Below are 21,182 nucleotides of genomic sequence, written 5' to 3'. Positions count from 1 at the left end.
TCGTATTTTTAACAAGCAAATGAAATAACATACAATTCTCTTGATAAAAAGATTGAATAAGACTATAATTGTTAGCGTACTAATAATTAGTATGCTAATGAAAGGAGGAAAATCATGAAAACACCTTTTTATATGTTAGTTTTTAAAGCTTTTCATGCGCAAAGACAAAAGAATCGAATGAATATGAATGCTTTTCGTTTATCACCCGGTCAACCGAAAGTATTACGATATATTCAAAATCATAAGGATTGTAAATTAAAAGATATCGCAAAAGAATGTGATATTGAAAGTGCTACAGTAAGTAAGATTCTTGATAACTTAGAAGAAAAAGGCATGATTACAAAAGCTATAAATCCTCAAAATAAACGTGCTTATCAACTGAATTTAACAGTTGAAGGAGAAAAGGCTTTAGAAAAATGGGACGAACATTGTTTAGAAATAGAACAAATTTCTTTAAAAGGATTCAGTGAAAAAGAGAAGCAACAGTTTCAAGAATATTTATCTCGTATGTATACCAATTTAACAGGAAAAGAGATTTTATAGGAGGGGAAAATATGATTAAACGCTTATGGCCATATGCTAAAAAATATCGAAAATATTTTATTTTGGCATGTGTTTGTATTATGAGTGAAACAGTGTTTGAACTTGTGATTCCTATGTTGATGGCCAATATCATTGATGTAGGGGTTACAAATAAGGATACGAATTATATTGTTATGCAAGGTATTCTTATGATGATCTGTGCAGTCATTGCTTATATTTTAGGTGTTTTGTATGCTCGTTTTGCAGCAATTGCCGGACAAGGATTTGGGGCAGAAATTAGAAAAGATGAATTTGAAAAAGTTCAGAATTTTTCATTTGCGAATACTGATCATTTTTCAACATCATCTTTAATCACCCGTTTAACAAGTGATGTTATTATCATTCAAAATGCGATATGTAATGGAATTAGACCATTGGTCAGAGCACCTTTTATGCTTTTGTTGGCATTGTTTTTTACATTCACGATCAATGCCAGGCTAGCGTTGATATTCTTAGTTGCGACACCTATTTTAGGTATTGGTTTATTTGTCATTGTGAAAAAGGTAGGACCATTATATAAACTGATGCAATCTAGTGTTGATAATATCAATACCGTCGTTCAAGAGAATTTAAATGCTATGCGTGTTGTCAAATCTTATGTAAGAGAAGGATATGAATCTGAGAAGTTTGAAAAAATGAATGAAGGATTAAAGGAAAACAGTGAAAAAGCATTTCGAACTTCAGTTTGGAATATGCCATTATTTCAATATGTGATGTATCTGACAATTGTTTCTATTCTTTTCTTTGGTGGACGAATGATTTTAAATGGAACAATGCATGTAGGAGAATTGACTGGATTTTTAAGTTATGTTTTACAGATTTTAAATGCCTTAATGATGATTTCAAATGTTTTTTTAATGTTGACACGTTCTATTGCCAGTTGTGAACGTATTATTGAAGTTTTAGATGAAGTTCCTGATATTCATGATCCGCAAAATACATCTTTAACAGTTGAACAAGGTTGTATTGATTTTCAGCATGTTTATTTTAAATATAAGTCTATAGCTAAAGAATATGTTTTAACTGATATTGATTTGCATATTCCTAGTGGTTCAACAATTGGTATTTTGGGAGGAACAGGAGCAGCGAAAACGAGTCTTGTTCAACTGATCCCTAGACTTTATGATGTCAGTGAAGGTAAAGTATTGGTAGATGGTCATAATGTGAAAGATTATTCTGTAGAACATTTAAGAGATAGTGTAGGAATGGTTTTACAGAAGAATACATTATTCAGTGGTACAATTAGAGAAAATCTACTTTGGGGGAATAAAGAAGCCACTGATGAAGATATACAATGGGCATGTCATATTGCCTGTGTTGATGAATTTATCAATCAATTCCCTGATGGTTATGAAACGGATATGGGACAAGGTGGTGTCAATGTTTCTGGGGGACAGAAACAAAGATTATGTATTGCCAGAGCGTTATTGAAAAGACCAAAGGTATTAATTCTCGATGATTCAACGAGTGCCGTTGATACTGCCACTGAAGCAAGTATTCGAGAAGGATTGGCATCTTTAAAAGATACAACAAAAATTATTATAGCTCAAAGAGTATCAAGTGTTCAGCATGCAGATCAGATTGTCATTTTAGAAGATGGACATATTCATGCTGTGGGGACACATGATGAGTTGTTGGCACATGATCACATTTATCAGGATATTTATTATTCTCAATTGGAAGGAGCTGGTTTATAATGGCAAGACAAATAACGAATGCAAAGCCTCAAGATATGATGAAAACATTAAGCTCCTTTAAAAAGTATATAGGGTATCATAAATATGCTTTATCATGTGTTGCTGTATTGGTTGTTTTAAGTACAGGGATTAATCTTTGGGGAACTTTCCAAATTCGTACGATTATTAATCGTTATCTATTGCCTGGGGATTATCAGGGATTAGTTTCGTTTATTATATTTATGATTGTTGTCTATATGATAGGTGCTACTGCGACAGCCATATATAAACAATTGATGGTGCATACTTCTCAAAAGATTGTCAAAGAGATGCGACAGGATTTATTTGAAAAGACACAGAAGTTACCAATTCGCTATTTTGATAGTCATACTCATGGTGAAATAATGAGTCATTTTACTAATGATTTGGATACTGTTCAGGATGCATTGAATAACTGTTTTGATAATTTGATTCAAAGTTTTATTATGATTGTTGGAACCTTAGTGCTGATCTTTGTATTAAGCTGGCAATTATCTTTGATTGTTTTTGCTTGTATGTTGATTATGTATTTTTTGATTCAGTATCTGACAAAACGCAGTAAATATTATTTTTCTAAGCAACAGGCTGCTTTAGGAGATTTAAATGGTTTTATTGAAGAGATGGTTGATGGTGTCAAAGTCGTGAAAGTTTTTAATCATGAACAAGATAATATTGAGGAATTTAATCGTCGTAATGAAATCTTACAACAGGCAGCAACGAATGCTTTGACCTATTCAGGACGTACTATTCCTTCTGTTGTGAGTATTTCATATTTGAATTATGCTATTGTTGCCTGTGTAGGAGGATTTTTAACAATCGGTGGTATTATGGATTTAGGAAGTTTATCTTCATATCTGGTTTTTGTCAGACAGACTGCGCAACCAGTCAATCAATTTACACAACAATTGAATTTCATTTTAGCAGCTATGGCAGGGGCTGAAAGAATATTTGATATGATGTCAGAAAAACCAGAAATTGATGATGGTCAAGTTACATTAACAAGAGTGCGTAAACATAAAGATGGTCATTTAAGTGAATGTCAGGAACATACAGGATATTGGGCATGGCGTCATCCTCGTGATGATGGAAGTGTTGAACTTGTCGAGTTAAAAGGAGACGTTCGCTTCCATGATGTTGTCTTTGGTTATGAAGACAATGTTCCTATTTTAAAAAATATCAATTTATTTGCGAAACCTGGTCAGAAAATTGCATTTGTTGGAAGTACAGGTGCAGGAAAAACAACGATAACAAATCTGATTAATCGTTTCTATGATATTCATAGCGGTAGTATTACTTATGATGGCATTGATGTCAAATTAATTAAAAAAGATGATTTAAGACATTCGATTTCTATTGTTTTACAGGATACGCATTTATTCACGGGAACAATTGCTGATAATATTCGTTATGGAAAACTGGATGCGACAATGGATGAAGTGATAGAAGCAGCAAAATTGGCTAATGCTCATAGTTTTATCAAACGTTTACCAAATGGTTATGAAACTATGTTGAGTGGGGATGGGGCTAATCTCTCACAAGGACAGCGTCAGTTACTAGCTATTGCCAGAGCTGCCATTGCCAATCCACCTGTTTTGATATTGGATGAAGCAACAAGTTCAATTGATACACGTACAGAAAAGTTGATTGAAAAAGGTATGGATCGTTTAATGGAAAATCGAACAGTTTTTGTGATTGCCCATAGATTATCGACAGTCAGAAATTCAGATGCGATTATGGTGTTAGATCATGGCCAAATTATTGAACGTGGTAGTCATGATGAATTGATTGCACAAAAAGGACGTTATTATCAATTATATACAGGACAATTTGAGTTAGAATAAAACCAATGAGACCATAAGCCTCATTGGTTTTTCATCATCTTTATGGTTTTAATAATTCAACAATACTTCGAATCATAGCACCAGTTGCGCCATCAGGCGTTTTAGCAGTAGCTGCAATATCTAAGTGAATCCATTTGTTTCCATCTTCCACGAATTCATTCAACAAGCAGGCTGCCCCGCTGGCTTCTCCACCAAAAGTCATAGGACCATTCTTGAAATCAGCGCTGTTGGATTGGAGTTTTTCAAGGTATTCTTCGTCCATTGGTAATCGCCATCCTTTTTCATCAGCTGCTTTCATAGCTTGTTCAAATTCTTGATAATAGACATCATCATTAGCGAAAACAGCAGTATAAACATCTCCCAAGGCTGGGCCAGTCAAAGTTCCTAAATCAATAAGATGACTAGCTCCTAGTCTTTGTGCATATGTAATGGCATCACATAAGATTAGTCGTCCTTCAGCATCTGTGCTTACGACCTCGACTGTCTTTCCTGATAGTGTTGTGATGACATCCTGAGGTTTATAGGCTTTTCCATTCACCAGATTCTCTGTCACTGGGATGATTCCATAAACATTTGTCTTGGCTTGGATACCAGCAAGAATCTTCATGATTCCTAAAACATCTGCACCTCCACACATGTCATACTTCATGCCATAGCTGTTTGATTTCAGGTTGTATCCTCCTGAATCAAATGTAATTCCTTTTCCTATCACGGCTTTATGTGGTGCATTTCCATTATGCGTATACTTCAATACAATCATGTAGGCTGGTATATGACTTCCCTGATTGACGGACAGAATGCCTCCTGCTTTCATTTCCTCCAAGGCACTCTTGTTGAGTATTGTATATTCAATGTTATACGCCTTAGCCAGTTCGACAGCTTCTTTGACCATGTCTTCTGGTGTCATCAGATTCGATGGTGTATCGGCAAGTCTTCTGGCATAATTGATGCCTTCTCCATAGATTCTTCCTGTTTCAATATCCTTTTCAACATATCCTGATGATACAATATCCAAATCAGTTATCATTTTCACATCGTGTCCAATCTTGCATTCCTGATACTGGGCAATGATATGTGATTCTACCCATATTCTGACAAAGGCATGCTTGTCAATACCTTCATCAAGATGATCAGTCATCAGCTGAACAGTCTCGTTAATATTTTTTGAAATATTCAAAACTAACTTTCTAAGTCTGGCAGTCGTCAGTTCACTGACATCACCAAGTCCCACAAAAAGAATATAAGGGAAATCATATTTTCCAAGTGTATAGACTTTTGTTGAATGATTGAAGTCTTTATTAATGATTGTGTTGATATCATATCCTAAGGTATCACATATATCATTCAAGACACTTTGATGATGATAGATCGGATAAATCATTATTTTATTGTCTGGTTGTTTTAACTGTTTCATGAAACAATCCTCCTTATGATATATATTTTATCACTATTTCAAGTGAAATGAGGATTTTTGTGAAAAAGGCTTATGAGATAGAATGTTCTATCTCATAAGGCCTCTATTCAATAAGTAGAATTGTTGCTTGATATGGAGAAAGTTTTAATTGTTGGTTTTGAATATTGACTTGATCATTGGATAAAAGAACTTGAGCTTTTGAAGATAAAGGAAAATGAGTTTCTTTGTTTTGAAGGTTTTGAATACATAAGATTGTCTGTTGATCATCTTGACGCATATAGGCAATCACATATTCTTCGCTTTCTAATGGAATAAAATCACCATATACAAGTGTTTGATGATACAAAGGATTCTGTCTTAAAGCAATCATCTGTTTATAATAAGATAAAACAGAATCAGGATCATTCACCTGTTTAGCAACGTTAATATCTTGATAATATTCATTATTCGCAAGCCAAGGTTGAACATCACTAAAACCTGCATATAACTGTGAATTCCAGCTCATAGGAGAACGGGTATTATCTCGACTGCGACGATTGACAAAATCTAAAGCTTCTTTTTCGCTATAACCTTCCTGTAAGGCTCTTTGATATTGGGCGTGAGAGTTTAAATCATCAAAATCATGGATAGATAATCTATGATTATTGATATTCCCAATTTCTTCGCCTTGATAAATGAAAGGAGTCCCCTTTAAAAACATAAACATTTGACCTAAAGCTTTTGCAGCTTTTGGCGTACGTTCTTGAGGATTACGAATGAGTCTGTTTAAACTTCTTTGCATATCATGATTTTCCAGGAAAGTTCCACACCATCCTATTTTAAAGATTTCCTTTTGACTTAAAAAGAGCTTTTCTTTGTATTCCTGCATTGTCCAATTTTGAAGTGGGAACCATTCTTCATGTTCAGTAATATCAATATGTGAATAATTAAAATCAAACATCATTGAAAAGCATCCATCTTGACCGATAAAAATGCCTAGCTGATCATAAGGGACATCCACAGCTTCCGCCACTGTCATACAATGATGAACATCAAATGTTTTTTCTCTCAATTCTTTGAAAAAGACTTCTATACCGGGCTGATTTCTTGTGAATTCAAAACATGATGAGAGTCCATCTGCGCCATCAACAGGACCATTTTGCCAGGATTGATCCTTTTTTATAAAGTTAATAGCGTCAACTCTAAATCCTGCAATTCCTCTATCTAACCACCAGTTAATCATGCGATAGATGTCTTCTCTCATTTGTGGATTTTCCCAGTTTAAATCAGGTTGCTTTTTAGAAAAAGAATGAAAATAATACATATTATCTTCGTGAGGGACTTTTTCCCAAACAGAACCACTAAAAACAGAACGCCAGTTTGTAGGAGGCTGGTTATCTTGACCTTCTTTAAAAATATAATATTGTCGATAAGGACTATCAGGATTTTTTAATGCTTCCTGAAACCAGGCATGTTCATCGGATGTATGATTAATAACAAGATCCATAATGATTTTGATATCTCTTTCTTTCGCTTTGACAATCAGTTCATCGACATCTTTCATACTTCCAAAATCAGGATGAATCTGATAATAATCAGCAATATCATAGCCATTATCATCCATAGGAGAACAATAAATAGGACAAATCCAAAGCATAGTGACACCTAAATCTTTTAAATAATCAAGTTTTTGAATGATTCCTTGAATATCACCTATTCCATCATGATTACTATCTTGAAAACTTTTTGGATAAATTTGATAAACAATTTCTTCTTTCCACCATTGTGGCATATTGATCACCTCTAAAATGATTATATCATGAAAGTAAAAATAATGAATAATATGATTTTACAATTCAGAAATATCTTCATATAATAAAACAAAGGAGTTGATGAAATAATGAAGTATATTGATGGACATATGCATCTGGAAAATGGGCCACTCACAAAAGAATATGTTTTACAATTTGTAGAAGCAGCACATCAAAAAGGATTAGATGAAATTCAGATTTTAGATCATACACATCGTTTTATTGAATTTGAACCCATTTATGAAAGACTCAAACAATATGATGTACAAAAGACATGGTTAGCAAATAAAGACATGAAATTTAAAGATCATTTAAGTGATTTCATTGATTTAATGAAAGATATCCAACAAATGGACTTGCCTGTTAAAGTGAAATATGGATTAGAAGTTTGTTATGTTCCAGAATATGAGAACTTTTTAAAAGAATTATTAGGACAATATTCTTTTGATTTTCTGGTAGGTGCTATTCATTCTATTGATGGTATCTTATATGATATGAGTTTTTCAAAAGATTTATTATGGAATCGCTATGATGCCAATGATATCTATAAACGTTATTACGAACTTGTCTTTCAATTAATAGAATCACAATTATTTACCCAACTGGCACATCCAGATACGATTAAACTTTTTCAGATCTATCCTACATATGATTTAAAGCCAACTTACCAAAAAATGGCAGAGCTTTTAAAAGCACATCATATGAAAGCTGAAAACAATGTGGGATGTTATTATCGTTATCATCATCCAGATATGGGATTATCTCAGGAACTTTTACAGATTTTTAAAGAGAATGGAGTAGAATTGATCTATGCTTCTGATGCTCATCAGCCACAGGATGTAGGCAATTATATTCGTGAAGCAACATTACAGATGAACTAGTGAAAAGCTAGTTCTTTTTTGTTATAAAGATGAATATAGTTTAAAGGATGGGTGATAAATAGATGAAATTGTATACAATTTATATAAAAATAATTACAAATTATGAAAAATTATAAAATCATTTGATAAATTTGTATAAATCATATATAATGACATCAATATTTTAAAAAGGAGGGTGTCGATATGACAACAAAAAGAGTTTATAACTTTTCAGCAGGTCCATCAACATTACCTGTATCTGTATTAGAAAAAATCGCTTCTCAAATGTTGAACTATAACGATAGTGGGATGAGCGTAATGGAAATGAGTCATCGATCATCATCCTATCTTGACATTTTTAATGAAACAAAAGCTATGTTAAAAAAGGTAATGAATATTCCTGATGATTATCAGATATTATTTATTCAAGGTGGGGCGACACAACAATTTTCAACGATTCCACTGAATTTGATGAAAAATGGAAAAGCTGATTATATCATTACAGGATCTTTTTCAAAGAAAGCTGCTCAGGAAGCAAAGAAATTTGGTGATGTGCATATTGTTTATGATGGCAGTGCACAGAACTTTAAACATATTCCAACTCAAGATGAATTAGATATAAGAGAAGATGCTTCTTATGTGCATTTATGTTCAAATAATACCATTTATGGTACGGAATGGAAGTATGTTCCAGATACACATGGAATACCTATTGTGGCTGATATGTCTTCTAATATTTTATCTCAGCCAATCAATGTGAATGATTATGGCATGATTTATGCTGGAGCACAGAAAAATATGGGGATTGCAGGACTGGGAGTTGTGATTGTCAGAGAAGATTTAATCAAAGACCATCAGGAAAAAATTCCAGTGCTGATGGAATATGATACAATCGCTCAAAATGATTCTATGTATAACACACCACCAACTTTTTCAATCTATGTATTAGGAGAAGTCTTAAAATGGATTGATTCTTTAGGTGGGTTAGAAGCTATGAAAAAAAGAAATGAAGAAAAAGCAAAGTTAATATATGATTATTTAGATCAGTCAGACTTTTATATTGCGCATAGTGATCCTGACAATCGTTCTTTAATGAATGTGACTTTTACTTGTCCTAATAAGGATTTAGATGCAAAGTTTGTGAAGGAATCAGTAGCAGCAGGGATGACGAATTTAAAAGGTCATCGTTCTGTAGGAGGTATTCGAGCTTCTATTTATAATGCAATGGAAAAAGAAGGCGTTGAAACATTAGTTGCCTTTATGAAAAAATTTGAAGAAGAAAATAGGTGATGAAAATGTATAAAATCAAATTAATGAATAAGATTTCTTCAGTAGGGACAGCGTTATTTAATCAGGATTATCTTGTTGGAGAAGATCAGAAGGATGAAGATGGAATTCTTGTTCGTTCTGCTACGTTACATGATTATGAGTTTCCGCAATCATTAAAAGCCATTGCACGAGCAGGGGCAGGTGTCAATAATATTCCTATTGAAAAATGCAGTGAACAGGGTGTTGTTGTTTTTAATACACCAGGCGCAAATGCGAATGCTGTTAAAGAGTTGGTTTTATGTGCCTTGTTTTTATCTTCACGACAGATTGTTGAAGGTATTGACTGGGTTAAAACTTTAAAAGGACAGGAAGATGTTGGAAAACTGGTAGAAAAGGGGAAGAGTCAATTTGTTGGTCCTGAGATTGATGGTAAGAAATTAGGAATTATTGGTCTAGGGGCTATTGGTGTGAGTGTGGCGAATGCAGCGATTAAGTTAGGTATGGAAGTCTATGGATATGATCCATATATTTCAGTAGATGCAGCATGGGGTATGAGTAAATGGGTCAAAAATGCTCAAAATGTTGATACGATTTTCACTGAATGTGATTATATCACATTGCATGCACCAAGTACTCCAGAAACAAAAGGAATGATCAATCAAGAAAGTATTCAAAAAATGAAAGATGGAGTTCGTATTCTGAACTTTGCTAGAGCAGATTTGGTGAACTCTCAGGATATTCTAGATGGAATTGCTCAGGGAAAAATCAAAAAATATATAACAGACTTTGCGACAGAAGATATCATTGATCAAAAAGATGTGATTGTGATGCCTCATTTGGGTGCGTCTACACCTGAATCAGAAGATAATTGTGCAATCATGGCTGTTAGAGAAATGATGGATTATTTAGAAAATGGAAATATTACAAATTCTGTGAATCTTCCTTCAGTGAAAGAACCACGCACAACACAATATCGTATTTGTTTAATTCATAAAAATGTTCCTAATATGTTAGCTCAATTTGCGACAATTCTTGCGAATAAACATATCAATATTGAAAATATGGTCAATAAAGCTAAGGGTGAGTATGCTTATACAATGATTGATACACAAGATATTGCAGGGTTAGAAGAATTAGAAACTTTAGAAAATGTTATTAGAGTAAGAGTGATTAAATAAGGCTAAATCAAATTTTGACTTAGCCTTTTATTTATAGAAGAGATTATTTTTTTCGCTAAAAGATTCATTTATGGTAAAATATTGTCAAAGGGGACTGATATTTATGAAGAAAATAATCATTTTGCTGGTAGCTTTCATGCTATCAGGGTGCTCTTCTCCAAAATCGACGGAAACAAAAGTGACACCAACACAAACAGAGCTGGAAATGACAGAGGTTTACACAATTGATAATCAGTTGGAATTTGAAATGATAAAAACGTCATTGACCGATGAGATTGCACCTGCTAATAAAAATAGAACATATCAATATTTAAAGCCAGCGGATAATCAACATATATTTATTGATATTATTGTGAGAACTCATAATTTATCAGAAAATGAGTATGAGTTATCAGATTTATATAGTGGAAACATTGAATTAAATAATGAAAAACATGATGTTCAGTTGGCTATAGAATCAATCCATTATACACAAATGAGTACCACAGATACTTTAAAACCACAAGAAGAACGCTATATACATCTTTATTGTGAAGTCGCCAAAAATAATACGAGACAACAGGCACAGCTAGCTCTTCAAGTTATGAACCAAAAAGATTATCAATATACTTTTTCTTTAGAAGAAGTACAGGAAAATAATCAAGTGAAGTCTATTGGTGATGTGATAAACTGTTCCAATTCACAAATCACCATATTAGATTGCCAGGAAAGTGAACGTATTGAGCCATCACAAAAAGGATTCTTTTATAGTTATCATCCTACCGATCGTGAAGACCAGATTTTTGTTGTGTTGTCATTAGAAATTCAAAATCAATCATCCCTGGATATAGATCCTGCAGAGTATATTTATTGTGAATATCAAATGAATGATGAAATCATTCATTCTCAAATTATTTTAGAGAGTGAGGATCATCAATCAATTTCAGAAAGTGGCAGTATATTAGCGGGACAGACAAGAACGCTTTATTTGGCTATGCCTATTTTAAAAACTCAGGCTGATACAGAGGGGACAATGACATTATTTGTAGAAGGAGATGTATTTGAAATTTATCAGTCCCAAAATTAAAGAAGCGTATAGACTTGAAAGTGGAGAATTTTCAAGTCTTTTCATGAACATCAATAATAGATTTTTAGTCAATTCTGGTTTGTCAAATAAGAGATGAACAGGAGCGTGTTTTTATTTTTCCTTGACAAAAAGAAGAATATAGGTGTATCATAACAGTGTTATATAACACTGTTACATATGGAGGTAGAAATGCAAGATACATCAAATTTGACACTGAATAAAATTCAACAGGCGGCTATTGATGAGTTTTTGGAAAAAGGATTTAGAGGAGCTTCTTTACGCCAAATTGTTAAACATGCCGGGGTGACAACAGGGGCATTTTACGGGTATTTTTCTAGTAAGGAGGCTTTGTTCGCTTCGATTGTCGAACCTCATGCACAGGCTTTGATGGCCCATTTCATGCAAGCACAACTCCAATTTGCTGATTTGCCAAAAGATGAACAACCTTCACATATGGGAATCGAATCGAGCGCATGTGTAGACTGGATGGTTGATTATATCTGTGATCATCGCGAACCGTTCAAACTTTTATTATTAAAGGCAGAAGGTACAAGTTATGAAAATTTTGTTCATAACATTGTTGAGGTTGAAGTGGAATATACGCTTAAATATATAGATGTTCTTAGAGAATTGGGACATAAGGTACCTAGACTTGACAGGACTTTATGTCATATTATTGCAAGTGGCATGTTTGGAGGAATCTTTGAAGTTGTTATTCATGATATTCCCAAAAATCAAGCTATGCGTGATGTAGGACAACTTCGAGCATTTTATACTGCTGGTTGGTTAGCATTAATGGAAGAAAAATAAATGAATGTAGCAACCTGCAATTTTTTACCTCTATAGTTAGCTTATGCTAACGAAAGTGAGCGTTGATGCAGGAGGGATAAGATGAAAGATAAGAAAAAGAGAACAATATCAATTTTATTAGCTTATGCTGGAAACTATAAAGCATTGACTTTTGTTGGTCTTGCTTTGTCAGCAATTTCGATGTTTTGTAGTATTGTGCCATATGTTTGTATTTGGCTTGTTGTGAGAGATTTGATTGTAGCAATGCCAAATTTCAGCAAAGTTCAAAATGTCCAAACCTATGGATGGATTGCCTTTGGCTTTGCTATGCTGGGGATTGTGCTTTATTTTATTGGTTTGTTATGTACCCATTTGGCAGCTTTTAGAACTGCGGAGAATATTCGAAAAATTGGGATGAATCATATCATGAAAGCACCTCTTGGTTATTTTGATAATAATGCTTCGGGACTTATTAGAGGAAGACTTGATAGTGCTGCTAATGATACGGAAACGCTTTTGGCACACAATTTGGCGGATATCATTGGAACAATCGTGTTATTTGCTGGTATGGTCATTTTAATGTTTGTATTTGATTGGCGTATGGGAGCGGCTTGTCTATTATCAGCGGTTATATCCATCGTTGCTATGTTTTCCATGATGGGAGGTAAAAATGCTAAACTGATGGAAGAATATCAGGCTGCACAGGATAGAATGACAAAAGCAGGAACAGAGTATGTCAGAGGTGTTCCGGTTGTTAAGATTTTTCAACAGACAGTTTATTCATTTAAGACTTTTAAAAAAGCAATTGAAGAATATAGCAATAAGGCTGAATATTATCAGGGAGAAGTTTGTCGTGTTCCTCAATCAATTAACCTGACATTTACTGAAGGCGCCTTTATCTTTTTAGTACCGCTTGTCATTTTTCTAGTTCCAAGTACATTACATGATGGGAACTTCAGCAATCTTGTCATAAATTTCGTATTCTATGCTGTTTTTTCTGCCATCATTTCGACTGCATTGGCAAAGATTATGTTTGCATCATCAGGCATTATGCTGGCAAGTACAGCACTAAGCCGTATTGATTTAGTAATGAAAGCACCAACACTTGAAAAGTGTATTCATCCAAAAATGCCAGAAGATAATAGCGTGATTTTCAAAGATGTCAGTTTTACCTATGAAGGCTCAAGGACACCTGCGTTATCACATATATCCTTTAGAGTTGAACCAGGTCAAACTGTTGCACTTGTTGGTCCCTCAGGAGGTGGTAAAACAACGGCTGCCAGTTTGATTCCACGATTCTGGGATGTAAGCGAGGGTGTAGTTGAGGTAGGTCATGTTAATGTTAAAGAAATTGACCAGCATGTTCTCATGGATCAGGTTGCTTTTGTTTTCCAAAATACAAAGCTTTTTAAAACATCAATTTTGGAAAATGTTAAAATTGCTAATCCTAACGCCTCAGATGATGATGTTATGCATGCATTAAAGGCTGCAAGATGTAAGGATATTATTGATAAACTACCGAACGGTGTCCATACGATCATTGGAAGTGAAGGTACTTATCTCTCTGGAGGGGAACAGCAACGTATCGCTTTAGCTCGTGCCATTTTAAAGAATGCTCCAATCGTGGTATTGGATGAGGCTACTGCATTTGCTGATCCTGAGAATGAAGTTTTAATTCAAAAAGCTCTTAGTGTTTTATGCAAAGATCGAACAGTTATCATGATTGCTCATCGTTTATCAACTATTGTCAATGCGGATAAAATTATTGTTTTAGAAGAGGGACATATAATTGAAGAAGGTACTCATAAAGAATTATTAGATAAAAATGGTCTATATCATAAGATGTGGACTGATTATAATCAAGCAGTGAAATGGAAAATCACAAGTGGAAAGGAGGCAGCGTAGATGTTTGGAAAAGAATTTAAGCGAAAATATGCCTTAACAGAGAAAGGCGTTCAGAATGTTAAAAAAGGCACATTTTGGACAGTTATAGTAAATATTGTTGTTATGGGTGGTGTCAGTGTATTGTATTTACTGATGAAAGATTTGATGGCAGTTTTTATTGGTAATCAAACAGAAATAAATACAATAACAATTTTAATTTTATTAGTTGCATTTGTATTCTTATCATTTGTAACGCATCTTCAACAGTATACAGCCACTTATGGACTTGTTTATGGGGAAGTAAAAGCTACTAGAATTGCATTGGCTGAAAAACTTCGTCAATTACCTTTAGGATATTTTAATAAAAAGGATATTGCTGATTTAACAGAAACAATCATGGGAGATGTCAATCGTATGGAACATGTCTGGTCACATGTTTTAGGTTATTTGTATGGATCTTATATTTCAACTGGTATTATTGCTGTTTTCCTATTTATTTATGATTGGCGTTTAGCGATAGCCTGTCTTTGGGGTGTACCTGTCGCATTTGGACTTTTGTTTGGTTCACGCAAATGGACTTCAAAAGCCTCTGAAAAACTTAAACAAGCTGCAATTAAGGTATCTGATGGAATCCAGGAAACATTAGAAAATGTTAGAGAAATTAGAGCTACAAATCAAGAAAAGACTTATCTTCGAGGTCTATATCAAAAAATTGATGAGCATGAAAAGGTAATGGTAAAAGGAGAACTTGTGGCGGGTATATTTGTGAATGCTGCAAGTGTTATCATGCGTTTAGGTGTAGCAACGACAATTTTGGTTGGAGCACATTTGATTGTTCAAGGGCAAGTTGACTTCATGATACTGTTTATGTTTTTGTTGGTTATTACAAGAATTTATGCACCATTTGACCAAAGTTTAGCATTAATTGCAGAGATGTTTGTATCACAGGTATCAGCAAATCGTATGATGGAAATTTATGATACACCTGTTGCATCAGGAAAAGAAACCTTTGAACCAAAAGGACATAACATTGAGTTTCATCATGTTTCCTTTGCCTATGATCTACAAGATGTTTTAAAAGATGTTAGTTTTACAGCAAAGGAAGGTGAAGTGACGGCTTTAGTTGGACCGTCTGGTTCTGGTAAAAGTACCTGTGCTAAACTAGCTGCACGTCTATTTGATGTTCAAAAGGGGAAGATAACAGTTGGTGGTGTTGACATAAATGAAGTTGATCCTGAAATTTTATTGAGTGACTATTCCATGGTATTTCAAGACGTTGTTTTATTTGATGACAGCATTAAAGAAAATATTCGTCTGGGAAAAAGAAACGCAACGGACGAAGAAGTATATCAAGCTGCAAAAGCGGCAAATTGTGATGAATTTGTTCAAAAACTACCAAATGGTTATGATACCCTTATTGGTGAAAATGGTGCAAAACTATCTGGAGGAGAAAGACAAAGAATTTCAATTGCGAGAGCACTTTTAAAAGATGCACCTATCATTTTATTAGATGAGGCAACTGCTAGTCTTGATGTTGAAAATGAAACAAAGATTCAAGAAGCTTTATCAAGACTATTAGCCAAAAAAACTGTCTTGGTTATTGCACATCGTATGCGAACTGTTCAATCTGCTGATAAAATCATTGTTTTAGAAGATGGAAAAGTGAAAGAAGAAGGAAGTCCAGAACAATTATATAAGCAAAATGGACTCTATCGTCATATGCTTGATTTACAAAATGAGAGTGCTCAATGGCAAATTGATTAATAAAAAAGTCCTCATATAGTTGATTTGACTATGTGAGGACTTTTTGACTAGTGATTGTTTTTCAAATATTTTATTCTATTCAATATCATATCATCTCTCATCAATGCAAAATTTTGTTTATGATAATCAAATAATATGTGACTGCATAAATCTTGATTAGATATATTTGGGCACTGTTTTTTGTATGATAAAATCATATCATCAAAATAATCAATTTGTACCGAAACAATTTGGTTATTTATTTTTAATCTTAAGGGTGCATTTTCTTGAATCAATTTTTCAGCAAATTTGATATATTGACTTGGGTCTATGATTTCAGCTTTTTTCATCAAGGTTACAAAATCATCAGGTACAGTTAAAAACATCGTTGCATATTTGTTGTTATGAAGTTTGGCAGATTGACATAAATATATCTGTTTATCATAAAGTTTTAATTGACATAAGATATAGCATATAATATAAAATCCTATTTTTTCATGGGCATAAGATGAAGTCCATATTCTGATTTGCTGATGGTTTTTGAGTTGTGATAATATGTCTTTATAATTTTGAATCATCCTATGAAAATCATAATTGACTTTTAACTTTTGTAATGAAGTTATACGTTCTTCTAGATTTTTAACATTCAAAGAACCAATGGATAAATCATCATATAAATATATAATCCGATGAAAAGAATCAATAACATTTTCAGCTTGAAGAATTTTCAAAATATGATATGTATTGATATCAAAACATAATTCTAACATAATCATCTTACAATTGTGACATGTTCAGTATTGGTAATATGTCCACCATTAAGGACACGACCACTAACTAAAGACACTGTATAATCTAATGTACACTTGATTTTATGCCCTTTTGTAAATTTGTTTGTTCTCATAAAATTTTCCTCCTAAATATGGTGTAAAAGCTTTTACAATATTATCATATATTATGAGTTAGTCATGTTCAACTCTATTTTTTTCTTGCTTTATAATCTTCTAAATACTTATAAAATAGAATATTTGGGTTTATAAAAGATGAGGGTGTGTGATTTAGAATACTAAATAGTTGAACATTATATTAATAAATGATATGAAATACTGATGTAATATATTACATTTTAATGTCGAAATAAGAATAACAAAATGATCATATAAGAGTATTTTATCACAAAATGCATGTTTAATGAGGTTTTCAATGAATATAATGATAATTGAAATCAAGTTAACTAAAAAAATTATTATACATGAATACATGAAAATAGCTACTTTTTTGCTTTTGAATATTGACAATGATAGGAAATAAGAGTATTCTAATGATGTGGTTAGTAAAGTCTAACTTATATTTTTAACAAAGAGTTAGCATACACTAATATAAAGAAGGGATGATTATGATGCCATTAACATTAGCTGGTGTTGGAGAAGTGAATACAATTCGCAGAATAGGTGGTAATGAAGAAACAAGGCGTTTTTTGGAAAATCTTGGTTTCGTTGCTGGAAGTGAAATTACTGTTTTATCTGCCATTGAAGGTAATGTCATTGTCAATATTAAAGATTCTAGAATTGCCATTAACAAAGATATGGCACGTCATATCATGGTATAGCTTTTAGGGTGTTTGAAAAGGGAGGAGAGATGATGATGAATTTAAGTGAAGCGAAAGTTGGAAGTACAGTCACTGTTACAAAAATAGAAGGGGACAGTGCTTATAAACGACGCATCATGGATATGGGAATCACTAAAGGAACGAGTCTATATATTAGAAAAGTTGCACCATTAGGTGATCCTGTAGAAATTACAGTCAGAGGATATGAATTATCTGTAAGAAAAATGGATGCGCAGTGTGTCCAAGTGAAATAGAGGGGGTATTGGATTATGAATATGAAAATTGCTCTTGCTGGTAACCCTAACTGTGGAAAGACAACAATGTTCAATGCTCTTACTGGAGCGAACCAATATGTTGGAAACTGGCCTGGTGTTACAGTAGAGAAAAAAGAAGGAAAATTAAAAGGGAAGAGAAAAGATGAAGATATCATTATTACCGACTTACCTGGTATTTATTCTCTTTCACCATATACATTAGAAGAAGTGGTCAGCCGTGATTATATTTTAAATGAAAATCCAGATGTTATTATTAATTTGGTTGATGCTACAAATATTGAAAGAAACTTATATTTAACAACACAATTGATTGAAACTGGGGTACCGGTTGTGATTGCTTTAAATATGGCAGATTTATTGAAAAAAAGAAATATCAAGATTGATACAAAACGTCTTTCAATGTTATTAAACTGTCCAATTATTGAAACATCTGCTTTAAAACAGACAGGGTTAAATGATTTAATGGATGAAGCAATTAAAGTTGCGCGTAAAAAAGAAGTGGCTTTACCAAAAGATATCTTCTCTTCTGAATTGGAAAAAGCTATTGCAGAAGTTGAAAAATTGCTTCCTGTTTCTATAAGTGAAGGTAAAAAGAGATGGTATGCTGTTAAATTGCTGGAAAATGATAGTAAAGTTGTTGAAAGTATTGGAAATCAAATTCAGAATAAAACTCTTATTGATCAACAACGTGAAGCATTGGAAAAGAAACATGATGATGATATGGAAAGTATTGTCACTGATGAACGTTATCAATTTATTCAAAAAATTATTTCTACAACTGTAAAAAAAGGTGGAGAAAAATTAACAGTATCAGATAAAATTGATAAAATTGTGACAAATCGTATTTTAGGTATTCCTATCTTTATTGCTGTGATGTTTATTGTTTATTATGTATCTGTTACAACTGTAGGAACTTGGGTGACAGATTGGACAAATGATGTCTTTGTTGTAGCGATTCAGGATGCTGTTGGATCTTTCTTGACAAGTATTGGAACTGGAGAAGTTGTTCAGGGACTTGTTGTCGATGGAATTATTGGTGGTTTAGGAGCTGTACTTGGTTTCGTACCACAGATGGCTATTTTATTCTTATTCCTATCCATTTTAGAAGATTGTGGATACATGGTTCGTATTGCATTTGTGATGGATCGTGTGTTTAGACATTTTGGATTATCTGGAAAGAGCTTTATTCCATTATTAATTTCTTCAGGATGTGGTATTCCAGGAATCATGGCTTCTAAAACAATTGAACAGGATAATGATCGTCGTTTAACAATCATGACAGCCACTTTCATTCCATGTGGTGCGAAGCTTCCTGTTATTGCACTGATGGGTGGTGTGATTGCAGGAGAAGCAGCTGGATATACAGAAAGTTCATTTGTTGCGCCAATGATGTACTTTATGGGAATTGTTGCCGTATTGGTTGCTGCTATTATTTTGAAGAAAACAAAACCATTCTCTGGAAAACCTGCACCATTTGTTATGGAATTACCACAATATCATATTCCATCTGCCAAAACAGTTTTATTACATGTATGGGAAAGATTAAAAGGATTTATTATTAAAGCTGGAACAATCTTGTTCTTAGCTTGTGTTGTGATGTGGTTCTTAGGTGCATATGGATTTGTAGATGGACAATTTGGACTAGTAGAGAGTGGCGATAGTTTATTAGCAATGATTGGTGGATTGATTGCTCCAATCTTTGCACCACTTGGATTTGGAAACTGGCAGGCCGTGGCTGCTTCGCTTTCAGGATTTACAGCGAAAGAAGCGATTGTTTCAACAATGGGATTATTGGCGAATGTTGCTGGAGATGTCGAAGATGCAGTCAATGTTGCTCAAGGTGTCCAAGCATGGTTCCCTACAACTTTATCTGCTTTATCATTCTTGATTTTCAACTTATTAGATTCACCATGTCTTGCGGCTATTGCAACTATGGCTCAACAGATGCAATCTCGTAAATGGTTCTGGTTTGCCATCATTTTCCAAAATGTCTTCGCTTATGTTGTATGTTTATGTATTTATCAGATTGGAACATTCCTGATGGGAGGAGCCTTTGGAATCTGGACTGCTATTGCATTTGTCTTAGCAGCTGTGATATTATTCTTATTGTTTAGACCTGATCCATATAAAAATCAAAAAGTTTATTCAAGAAGATCAGTTCAAGTGAATTCATAATCAAATAACTGGATACCTTGGTGTCCAGTTTTGACATATCAAAGGAGTTGAAAGAAATGGCAGATATGATTGTACTTATATTAATAATAGGATATTGTGGATTTGTCATTTTTCAGCGACATCGTCAAAAGAAAAATGGGGCACAAAATGGTTGTCATGGAATATGTGATGGATGTAGTGGGTGTGGAGATTTGAGTCATTTAAAAGAAACATATTTTGCTGATAAAATGAAAAAAGAAAGGAAATTATAGATGGGTAATTCAACAGGTTCAATGTTTTATATGTTCATCATTGTGATTGGTGTTTATATTATAGGAATGTTAGCCTTTCTAGGATTTCAACGAATAAAGAAGTGGTTTCATAAGCGTCGTGATTTAAAGTTCCAGGAAAGAAGGGATCGTCATGGTTGATGCCATTATTATCATTATTGTGATTGTCTTATTAGGATTTGCATTAAAAGGAAGTATAAAACATTTTAAAGGTGAAGGAGCATGTTGTGGTGGAAATCATGAAAGTTTAGATATGCAAGAAAAGAAATTGACTTCACCTGTTATTGGGAAGAAATTATTAAAAATTGAAGGAATGCATTGTGATCACTGTGCCAAACAGGTCATGGATGCTATAAATAAGATTGATGGAGTTAGTGCAAAGGTTGATCTTCAATCACAGACAGCGACGATTTTCTATGATCGAGAAATCAATGATAATGAGCTATATCAGGCTGTAAAAAGTGCTGGTTATCATATTCAATCAATAAGTTGTTCATAGAAAAGTATTGAAGAGGATCATAATCAAGAGATGTTATAGATGATATGTTTTATAACATCTTTTTTAATATGTTTTGATAGCTGAATCAACAAGGAAAACAATGAATTTGGTGAAATGAAAAACTAAATTCCACTTTGTATATTTAAATTCAACTCTTCTTGTGGGAGTTGAATTTCAAATTGCAAAGTGATTTTTTGTATTATAAAAATCACCTTCAGATATTG

The 21,182-nt window shown here is 33.4% G+C and carries 20 protein-coding genes; 16 read left to right on the top strand and 4 right to left on the bottom strand.

Annotated elements, in window-relative coordinates; all coding sequences use genetic code 11:
• Nucleotides 1-114: 114 nt before the first annotated feature.
• Genes B5E48_RS11430 through B5E48_RS11420 form a run of 3 tightly spaced genes read left to right on the top strand, consistent with a single transcriptional unit; the run spans nucleotide 115 to nucleotide 4,138 of the window.
• Nucleotides 115-543, top strand: coding sequence for a MarR family winged helix-turn-helix transcriptional regulator (locus tag B5E48_RS11430; protein ID WP_087244889.1), 429 nt, complete (start codon nucleotides 115-117; stop codon nucleotides 541-543).
• A gap of 11 nt (nucleotides 544-554) precedes the next feature.
• Nucleotides 555-2,279, top strand: a complete 1,725-nt coding sequence (locus B5E48_RS11425) for an ABC transporter ATP-binding protein (protein ID WP_087305121.1) — start codon at nucleotides 555-557, stop codon at nucleotides 2,277-2,279.
• A complete protein-coding gene (locus B5E48_RS11420; RefSeq protein ID WP_087305119.1) occupies nucleotides 2,279-4,138 on the top strand; it encodes an ABC transporter ATP-binding protein in 1,860 nt (619 codons plus the stop codon). The genes B5E48_RS11425 and B5E48_RS11420 overlap by 1 nt, the downstream gene beginning before the upstream one ends.
• A 40-nt stretch (nucleotides 4,139-4,178) precedes the next feature.
• On the opposite strand, the gene B5E48_RS11415 is transcribed toward B5E48_RS11420, so the two are convergent.
• Nucleotides 4,179-5,552 carry a leucyl aminopeptidase family protein gene (locus B5E48_RS11415; protein ID WP_087305117.1) on the bottom strand — a complete coding sequence of 458 codons (1,374 nt, stop codon included), beginning with the start codon at nucleotides 5,550-5,552 and terminating at the stop codon, nucleotides 4,179-4,181.
• A 103-nt stretch (nucleotides 5,553-5,655) separates the two neighbouring features.
• Complete coding sequence (locus tag B5E48_RS11410; protein ID WP_087305115.1) at nucleotides 5,656-7,323, bottom strand: glycoside hydrolase family 13 protein; 1,668 nt, start codon at nucleotides 7,321-7,323, stop codon at nucleotides 5,656-5,658.
• A gap of 108 nt (nucleotides 7,324-7,431) precedes the next feature.
• Here B5E48_RS11410 and B5E48_RS11405 point away from each other — a divergent pair, with 108 nt between their 5' ends.
• The 7 genes from B5E48_RS11405 (at nucleotide 7,432) to B5E48_RS11375 (ending at nucleotide 16,152) form a co-directional block, all read left to right on the top strand.
• Nucleotides 7,432-8,223: a PHP domain-containing protein gene (locus B5E48_RS11405; protein WP_087305113.1), complete on the top strand. Its 792-nt coding sequence runs from the start codon at nucleotides 7,432-7,434 to the stop codon at nucleotides 8,221-8,223.
• 183 nt (nucleotides 8,224-8,406) lie between these two features.
• Nucleotides 8,407-9,492: a 3-phosphoserine/phosphohydroxythreonine transaminase gene (serC, locus tag B5E48_RS11400; RefSeq protein WP_087244883.1), complete on the top strand. Its 1,086-nt coding sequence runs from the start codon at nucleotides 8,407-8,409 to the stop codon at nucleotides 9,490-9,492.
• A gap of 5 nt (nucleotides 9,493-9,497) precedes the next feature.
• Nucleotides 9,498-10,649: a phosphoglycerate dehydrogenase gene (locus B5E48_RS11395; protein WP_087305111.1), complete on the top strand. Its 1,152-nt coding sequence runs from the start codon at nucleotides 9,498-9,500 to the stop codon at nucleotides 10,647-10,649.
• Between the two features lie 103 nt (nucleotides 10,650-10,752).
• Nucleotides 10,753-11,715 (top strand): putative periplasmic lipoprotein, encoded by a 963-nt coding sequence (locus B5E48_RS11390; protein ID WP_087305109.1) that lies wholly within the window; start codon nucleotides 10,753-10,755, stop codon nucleotides 11,713-11,715.
• Nucleotides 11,716-11,904: 189 nt separating this feature from the next.
• Complete coding sequence (locus tag B5E48_RS11385; RefSeq protein WP_087244880.1) at nucleotides 11,905-12,525, top strand: TetR/AcrR family transcriptional regulator; 621 nt, start codon at nucleotides 11,905-11,907, stop codon at nucleotides 12,523-12,525.
• An 81-nt stretch (nucleotides 12,526-12,606) separates the two neighbouring features.
• Complete coding sequence (locus B5E48_RS11380; protein WP_087244879.1) at nucleotides 12,607-14,409, top strand: ABC transporter ATP-binding protein; 1,803 nt, start codon at nucleotides 12,607-12,609, stop codon at nucleotides 14,407-14,409.
• The gene (locus B5E48_RS11375) at nucleotides 14,410-16,152 is read left to right on the top strand and encodes an ABC transporter ATP-binding protein (protein WP_087305106.1); all 1,743 of its coding nucleotides are present in this window, start codon (nucleotides 14,410-14,412) and stop codon (nucleotides 16,150-16,152) included. It begins immediately after the preceding gene.
• Nucleotides 16,153-16,199: 47 nt separating this feature from the next.
• On the opposite strand, the gene B5E48_RS11370 is transcribed toward B5E48_RS11375, so the two are convergent.
• Complete coding sequence (locus B5E48_RS11370) at nucleotides 16,200-16,901, bottom strand: DUF1835 domain-containing protein (protein ID WP_158097294.1); 702 nt, start codon at nucleotides 16,899-16,901, stop codon at nucleotides 16,200-16,202.
• Nucleotides 16,902-16,903: 2 nt separating this feature from the next.
• Complete coding sequence (locus B5E48_RS13975; protein ID WP_255374760.1) at nucleotides 16,904-17,035, bottom strand: hypothetical protein; 132 nt, start codon at nucleotides 17,033-17,035, stop codon at nucleotides 16,904-16,906.
• A gap of 492 nt (nucleotides 17,036-17,527) precedes the next feature.
• On the opposite strand from B5E48_RS13975, the gene B5E48_RS11365 reads away from it, so the two are divergent.
• Genes B5E48_RS11365 through B5E48_RS11345 form a run of 6 tightly spaced genes read left to right on the top strand, consistent with a single transcriptional unit; the run spans nucleotide 17,528 to nucleotide 20,958 of the window.
• Nucleotides 17,528-17,740, top strand: coding sequence for a FeoA family protein (locus B5E48_RS11365; protein WP_204209694.1), 213 nt, complete (start codon nucleotides 17,528-17,530; stop codon nucleotides 17,738-17,740).
• A 35-nt stretch (nucleotides 17,741-17,775) separates the two neighbouring features.
• Entirely contained in the window at nucleotides 17,776-17,994 is a 219-nt protein-coding gene (locus B5E48_RS11360; RefSeq protein ID WP_087244908.1) for a FeoA family protein, read from the top strand.
• Between the two features lie 15 nt (nucleotides 17,995-18,009).
• The gene (gene feoB, locus B5E48_RS11355) at nucleotides 18,010-20,190 is read left to right on the top strand and encodes a ferrous iron transport protein B (RefSeq protein WP_087305102.1); all 2,181 of its coding nucleotides are present in this window, start codon (nucleotides 18,010-18,012) and stop codon (nucleotides 20,188-20,190) included.
• A 56-nt stretch (nucleotides 20,191-20,246) separates the two neighbouring features.
• The gene (locus tag B5E48_RS11350; RefSeq protein ID WP_087305100.1) at nucleotides 20,247-20,441 is read left to right on the top strand and encodes a FeoB-associated Cys-rich membrane protein; all 195 of its coding nucleotides are present in this window, start codon (nucleotides 20,247-20,249) and stop codon (nucleotides 20,439-20,441) included.
• Nucleotides 20,442-20,600: a hypothetical protein gene (locus tag B5E48_RS13735; RefSeq protein ID WP_164483499.1), complete on the top strand. Its 159-nt coding sequence runs from the start codon at nucleotides 20,442-20,444 to the stop codon at nucleotides 20,598-20,600.
• A complete protein-coding gene (locus B5E48_RS11345; protein WP_087305099.1) occupies nucleotides 20,593-20,958 on the top strand; it encodes a heavy-metal-associated domain-containing protein in 366 nt (121 codons plus the stop codon). The genes B5E48_RS13735 and B5E48_RS11345 overlap by 8 nt, the downstream gene beginning before the upstream one ends.
• Nucleotides 20,959-21,182: the final 224 nt, after the last annotated feature.

Origin of the sequence: Massilimicrobiota sp. An105, assembly GCF_002161155.1 — a bacterium.
Classification (GTDB): domain Bacteria; phylum Bacillota_I; class Bacilli_A; order Erysipelotrichales; family Coprobacillaceae; genus Allocoprobacillus; species Allocoprobacillus merdigallinarum.
Note: the sequence above shows the minus strand (reverse complement) of the source record. Positions and strands in the feature narration are given on the sequence as shown.